Source organism: Sphingobium phenoxybenzoativorans (assembly GCF_001757355.1).
GTDB lineage: Bacteria > Pseudomonadota > Alphaproteobacteria > Sphingomonadales > Sphingomonadaceae > Sphingobium > Sphingobium phenoxybenzoativorans.
This window is the reverse complement of the sequence record NZ_MINO01000033.1, coordinates 35918-42083: the sequence shown is the minus strand read 5'-3', so window position 1 is coordinate 42083 and position 6166 is coordinate 35918. Positions and strand designations below refer to the sequence as shown.

Annotated in this window: 7 protein-coding genes; 5 read left to right on the top strand and 2 right to left on the bottom strand. The window is 63.0% G+C overall.

The features are described 5' to 3' along the window. The 5 genes from queA to BHQ40_RS15140 all read left to right on the top strand — a co-directional run. Window positions 1-907, top strand: a 907-nt coding sequence (queA, locus tag BHQ40_RS15160; RefSeq protein WP_070156690.1) for a tRNA preQ1(34) S-adenosylmethionine ribosyltransferase-isomerase QueA, incomplete at its 5' end; no start/stop codon positions are given. Window positions 908-964: 57 nt separating this feature from the next. Next, window positions 965-1681 carry a hypothetical protein gene (locus tag BHQ40_RS15155; RefSeq protein ID WP_070156689.1) on the top strand — a complete coding sequence of 239 codons (717 nt, stop codon included), beginning with the start codon at window positions 965-967 and terminating at the stop codon, window positions 1679-1681. Between the two features lie 85 nt (window positions 1682-1766). Beyond that, window positions 1767-2537 (top strand): exodeoxyribonuclease III, encoded by a 771-nt coding sequence (gene xth, locus BHQ40_RS15150; protein WP_070156688.1) that lies wholly within the window; start codon window positions 1767-1769, stop codon window positions 2535-2537. Between the two features lie 66 nt (window positions 2538-2603). Further along, window positions 2604-3125 (top strand): DUF2239 family protein, encoded by a 522-nt coding sequence (locus BHQ40_RS15145; RefSeq protein WP_070156687.1) that lies wholly within the window; start codon window positions 2604-2606, stop codon window positions 3123-3125. Between the two features lie 73 nt (window positions 3126-3198). Beyond that, the gene (locus tag BHQ40_RS15140; protein ID WP_070156686.1) at window positions 3199-3669 is read left to right on the top strand and encodes a nuclear transport factor 2 family protein; all 471 of its coding nucleotides are present in this window, start codon (window positions 3199-3201) and stop codon (window positions 3667-3669) included. Window positions 3670-3821: 152 nt separating this feature from the next. Here the strand turns inward: BHQ40_RS15140 and BHQ40_RS15135 are convergent, their stop codons facing one another. Both BHQ40_RS15135 and lptG read right to left on the bottom strand, forming a co-directional pair. Continuing rightward, entirely contained in the window at window positions 3822-4970 is a 1149-nt protein-coding gene (locus tag BHQ40_RS15135; RefSeq protein WP_070156685.1) for an N-acetyltransferase, read from the bottom strand. An 82-nt stretch (window positions 4971-5052) separates the two neighbouring features. Next, window positions 5053-6156 (bottom strand): LPS export ABC transporter permease LptG, encoded by a 1104-nt coding sequence (gene lptG / locus BHQ40_RS15130; protein ID WP_070156684.1) that lies wholly within the window; start codon window positions 6154-6156, stop codon window positions 5053-5055. Between the last annotated feature and the right edge of the window lie 10 nt (window positions 6157-6166).

Sequence of the window (6166 nt, the reverse complement as noted above, 5' to 3'; positions counted from 1 at the left end):
CGTCGCCGATCTGCCCCATGCGCTGCGCGCGGGCGACTGCCTGGTCTTTAACGACACGCGGGTCATCCCGGCGCAACTGGAGGGCATGCGCGGCGCGGCGCGGATCGGCGCGACGCTGCACAAGCGGCTGGGGCTGCGCCAGTGGCAGGCGTTTCTGCGCAACGCCAAGCGGGTGCGGGACGGCGACCGGATCGAATTCGGCGCGGGCGTCACCGCCATCGCCGGGCCGCGCGACGAGGATGGCGGGGTGAGCCTGAGCTTCGAGGGCGAGGAGCCGGTCGAAATACTGCTGGAGCGGGCGGGGCGTATGCCGCTGCCCCCCTATATCGCCAGCAAGCGCCCGACCGATGAACGCGACCGGGAGGATTATCAGACTCTGTTCGCGCGGGAGGATGGCGCAGTGGCGGCGCCGACGGCGGCGCTGCATTTCACGCCGGGCCTGATGGAGCGGCTGGCGGCGGCGGGGATCGCGACCGAGACGCTGACCCTGCATGTCGGCGCGGGGACGTTCCTGCCAGTGAAGGCGGACGACACCGACGACCACCGGATGCATGCGGAATGGGGCCGCATCGACGCGGCGACGGCGGCGCGGCTGAACGCCGTGCGGGCGAAGGGCGGGCGGCTGATTTCCGTCGGCACGACCAGCCTGCGCCTGCTGGAAAGCGCGACCGGCGAGGATGGCGTGATCGCGCCCTTCGAAGGCGAGACGCGGATTTTCATCACGCCGGGATACCGCTTCCGCGCGATCGACGGGCTGATGACGAATTTCCATCTGCCCAAGTCGACGCTGTTCATGCTGGTCAGCGCGCTGATGGGACGGGAACGGATGCAATCGGCCTATGCGCACGCGATTGCGGCGGGGTATCGGTTTTATAGTTATGGGGATGCGTCGTTGTTGTTGCCGTGATCACAGCTTAAAGCTGGTCGGCTGTCGATGTAGGAATGCACCAAGAAGGTGATTTTGATGGAGCATGAAGCCCCCTCTCTCACGATCGCAGTCGGTCCGCTCGCTAATATGTATGCGCTAACGCAGACAAGTCGGCTACTGACTGAGATTACTGAAAGTGAAGTCGCAGTCAAACCTGGCCCTCTGCTTGCCGGGCCGAATGAGTATCTCCGACTTGTTTTGGACGTATTCACACTACACGATTTGGCCAAGTGGATAGCGCAAGGTACAGTGACCGCCCTTGCAGGATTAGCCACTGCTAGGCTGGTCTCATTCACGAAACGCCAATTTCGACGTTTGACATCTATGGAACGGCAAGCCGCTTTTCCGAATTCCGATCAAGTAACACTTGATGTCATCACGAAAGCTGTCACGGCCCAGCAGGCGGTTGGTCAGTTTCTTATCGCCGTTGGGAACAGCACTTTGGCTGTGCCTACCCTCGCCGGTTTAAGTGAGGCGCAGGCTGTGCAAAAGATCGCGGATGCCTTTTTGGCTGCCGCAATATTAGCAGAAGAATTAGCTGCCAAAAATTTGTCTGCTCATCATTTCGGTCCTGAGTGGCCTCATGTTAACGATGACGTCTCCACGGCTGTTGTTCTTCATGAAAATGGCAATGCCGAGATACTGATTTCTCTTGGGGCCAAGAATGACGATCCCGCCCAAGGGCCAGACCTTGCGAAGCTTCTGTATGATGCTGCAACAGGTGAGTGTTCGATAGTGCCTGTCGAAGAATAAGTGATCACCTTGCTCACTTGTCTCTCTTTCTCCAAAGAGTGATCCGATATCCGTTCGCCCTGCGGCCGCCCAAGGACCCCACCACATGCGTATCGCCACGTTCAACATCAACGGCATCAAGGCGCGGCTGCCTCGCCTTGTCGAGTGGCTGAGCGAGACCCGGCCCGATGTCGCCTGCCTGCAGGAGATCAAGACGTCCGACGAGACCTTCCCGGTGAAGGATATCGAGGAGGCCGGCTATGGCGCGATCTGGCATGGGCAGAAGGGGTTCAACGGCGTCGCCATCCTGGCGCGGGGGCAGGTTCCGGTGGAGGTCGCGCGCGGGCTGGAGGGCGAAGCCGAGGACGAGCATAGCCGCTATCTGGAGGCGGAGGTGGACGGCGTGCGGATCGCCAGCATCTACCTTCCCAACGGCAATCCGCAGCCGGGGCCAAAGTTCGACTACAAGCTGCGCTGGATGAAGCGGCTGCGCGCGCGGGCGGCGGAGATCTGGGCGGAGGAAGTCCCGGCGGTGCTGGCGGGCGACTATAATGTCATTCCACGCGACAAGGACGTCTATTCGGTCAAGGCAATGGCCGGCGATGCGCTGATGCAGCCGGAAAGCCGGGCGGCCTATCGCCGGTTTCTGGGCGACGGGTGGACCGACGCGCTGCTTTCCCGTCACCCGGCCGGGGGCGTGTGGACCTATTGGGATTATCAGATGAACGCCTGGCCGCGTGATGCGGGGTTTCGGATCGACCATCTTCTGCTCAGCCCGCCCGCCGCCGACCGGCTGGTCGATGCGCAAGTCGACAAGGAATTTCGCGGCCGGGAAAAGGCCAGCGACCATGCGCCGGTGTGGGTCGAGTTGCGATAATTATACCCGGACAATATTGACGAAATAAAATCCGGGTAATAATAGCCGGGCCGAAGGAGATTCGGCATGGCGCGCACGTTGACGGCCTTTGCGGGCGATTATTGGATCGGGACGGGCGAGGAGGCGGAGATACGCGCCGCCATGCGCGCGATGGATGGCGATGCGCCGATGATCCTGGTCTTTGACGATGCGACCGGGCGGCAGGTGGACATCGACATGCGGGGGCCGGGGCGTGAACCGGCGCGCGGGCGGGGCAGGCCCCGGCTTGGCGTGCAGGCGCGCGAGGTGACCTTGCTGCCGCGCCATTGGGAATGGCTGGGCGCGCAGCCGGGCGGGGCGTCGGTTACGCTGCGCAAGCTGGTCGAGGCGGCGCGCAAGGAAGGAACCGCTCAGCCCTCGCCCCGCGCCGCGATGGATGCCGCCTATCATTTCCTGACGGCGATGGCCGGCGACCGGCCGGGCTATGAAGCCGCGATCCGGGCGCTTTATGCGAAAGACAGGGACGGATTTGTGAAGATGTCGGAAGGATGGCCATCCGCAGTGCGGGATCATGGACTGGCTCTGGCCATGCCCGCATTCGATGCCTGATCCCGCGCCTCTGACAACCGGTAGTTACTGGCCGCTCCGGGTGGCCTAATAACGTCAGAAAGAGGAGACATGCATGGATAGGATCGATCAGCTTCTGGCCATAGAGGCGATCAAGCAGCTCAAGGCGCGCTATTTCCGCCTGATGGATACGAAGGACTGGGCCAATCTGCGCACGGTCTTTTGCGACGACGCGATTTTCGATGCCCGCCCGTCATTGAGCATAGATGGCCAGGCGCCGGATGGCATGGCCGCGGAAAGCAATGACTGGGTGTATGAAGGCGGCGACGAAGTGGTCGAGTTCATCAGCACCGTTATCGGCACAAAGACGACCGTGCATCATGGCCATTGCCACGAGATCAGCATCGAGAGCGACACGCGGGCGACCGGCGTCATCGCGATGGAGGACCAGATATGGGAGCAGGACGGGACAATGGTCCTGCACGGCACCGGCCATTATCATGAGACCTATCATTGCGTGGAGGGGCAGTGGCGCATCCATCGCTCGCGGATCACCCGGCTGTCGATTCGGCTGGGCGAGGCATAGGGGTGGCGGCGCTGGGGCCTGACCTGTTTAGATGGACGCGTGCTCCTGCGAAAGCAGGAGCCCAGGGCCTCAAAGCGCCAAGCCGCCCTGGACTCCTGCCTTCGCAGGAGTACGCGGCGCTGTAACGATCGGGGGACGCGCCCCTACGGCCCCTACAGCGTCTTGTCGTAGACCTGATAGATTTTGTTGACCCGGCTCTCGATCGCCTCGGCGATGGCGTTCATGCCCTGATTGTCGTCGAGCACCCAGCCGATCTCGCCGCGGGTCGCGCCATAGTCGGTAATGGCGGCGCGGCGGATATATTCGATCATCATGAAGGCGAGCTGGCTGGCCATGCGGGAGGATTGCAACCGCTGGACCACGCCCATCAGCGGCACGCGCATCGTGCGGACCTTGGGCTTGCGCAGCCATAGCAGCAGCTTCGCCCAGCCGAAGGGCAGCAGCGAACCGTTGAGCGGCTTGATGGCTTCATTGAGGTCGGGCAGCGTCATCATGAAGGCCACAGGCTCGCCATCCAGTTCGGCGACCATGATCAGATCCTCAAACACGATGGGTTTCAGCTTCTTGCCGGTAAAGGCCACTTCGCTGTCAGTGATCGGCACGAAGCCCCAGTTGCGGCCCCAGGCGTCGTTGAGGATGCCAAGGATGATCGCAGCCTCCTTGTCGAAGTGAGACTTGTCGACCTTGCGGATGTTGATCCGCGGGCTTTTCTCGCCCGACTGGACGATACGCTGGATCAGCGGCGGGAAGTCCTTGGTGATGTCGAGATCATAGGTTTTGAGCTGCTTCACGGGGGCATAGCCGGCGGATTCGATCCACGGCTGATAGGCGGCGCTGTTATGGCCCATCATGACCGTGGGCGGATGGTCATGGCCCTCGATCAGCAGGCCCGGCTCCTCCCAGATGGACAGCGAAAGCGGGCCAAGCACGCGGGTCATGCCCTTCCCGCGCAGCCATTCCTCGGCGGTGGACAGCAGGGCGGCGGCGGTTTCGGCGTCCTTCGCCTCGAACAAGCCGAAATTGCCGGTGCCCGGACCCATGCCCTGTTCCGGCGTGATGGTCAGCGCCAGACGGTCGATATGGGCGGAGATGCGGCCAGTGACTTCCGCGCCGCGCCGGGCCAGGAAATATTGCGCCTCGGCATGTTCGAAAAAGGGGTTCTTGCCCGGCGTCAGCAGGCCGTAGACTTCGCTCTTGAGCGGCGCGACCCAGTTGGGATCATTGGCGTAGATCGTCCAGGGCAGGTCCACAAAGGCCTTCAGGTCGGCCTTTCCGGCTACGGGCGTGACTGTAACGGACATGGGGCCTCCCGGTTCGCGCTGAAGCGTTCGACGGCTCTAGTTTCTTTCCGGGGAAAAGAAAGGGCGTTCCCTATTCCGTCTTCTATTCCTCTGTGCGGATCAGCACGGTTTCGCCGACGAGAAGGAACAGCAGGAACGGCGCCCAGGCGGCCATGAAGGGCGGATATGCGCCCAGATTGCCCATCGCCAGCGCGAAATTGTCCGCCACGAAATAAGTGAAGCCCAGCGCCATACCGATGACGGCGCGGATGAACAGCCGGCCGGACCGCGCCAGGCCGAAGGCGGCGACGGACCCCAGAAGCGGCATCAGCACGGCGGAAAGCGGGCCGGAGAATTTGTGCCACAGGCTGCCCTCCAGCGCGGCGGTGGGACGGCCCGCATCCTTGAGGTCGGCAATGGCCATGCCCAGTTCATTGGCGGTCAGGCCGTCGGCGTCGACCTTCGCCAGAGTGAACTGGTCGGGGCGGATTTCCGGGCCGAAGCGGATGGTGCCGATCGCCTTGCCGGTGCCGCGCGTCACATCGAATTGCTGCGCGTCCTGCAGCACCCAGCCCTTGCCCGCCTGCGCGTCGAAATGGGCGCGGGGGGCCTGGATGATGCTGATCAGCGTATTGTCGACCCGGTTGAAGATCACGATCTTGCGCAACTGGGTCGCCTTGCCGCGCCCGGCGATGATCCCGGCGTTGATCAGGTTGTTGCCGTCGCGCACCCAGGCGTTGGTCTTGACGCCGCTGTCGGTGGGGATCGGCCCGTAATCGACATTGGACCAGGCATCGAGCGCGGCGGTCGAAGGGGAGACGATGCGGTCGTTGAAGACGAAGCTGATCCCCGCAATGCCGATGGCGACGACGATCAGCGGCGCGAGAATCTGGTGCGCGGACAGGCCTGCCGCCTTCATCGCGATCACCTCGCTATTCTGGTTCAGCGTCGCCAGCGTGATCAGCGTGCCCAGCAGCACCGCGAAAGGCAGGAAGCGCGCGATGATCTGCGGCGCGCGCAGGAAGATATAGTGCCAGAGCTGCGCGTCGCCATTGCCCTTATAGGCCAGGATATTGCCCGATTCCCCCAGCAGGTCGAGCGTCTGGAGCACGATGACGAGCAGCGCCAGCACGGCGAAGCTGCGCGTCAGGAACAGGCGGCCCATATAGAGGGCCATCGTCCGGGAGGGGAAGAATTGAAGCTGCATGCCTTATCCG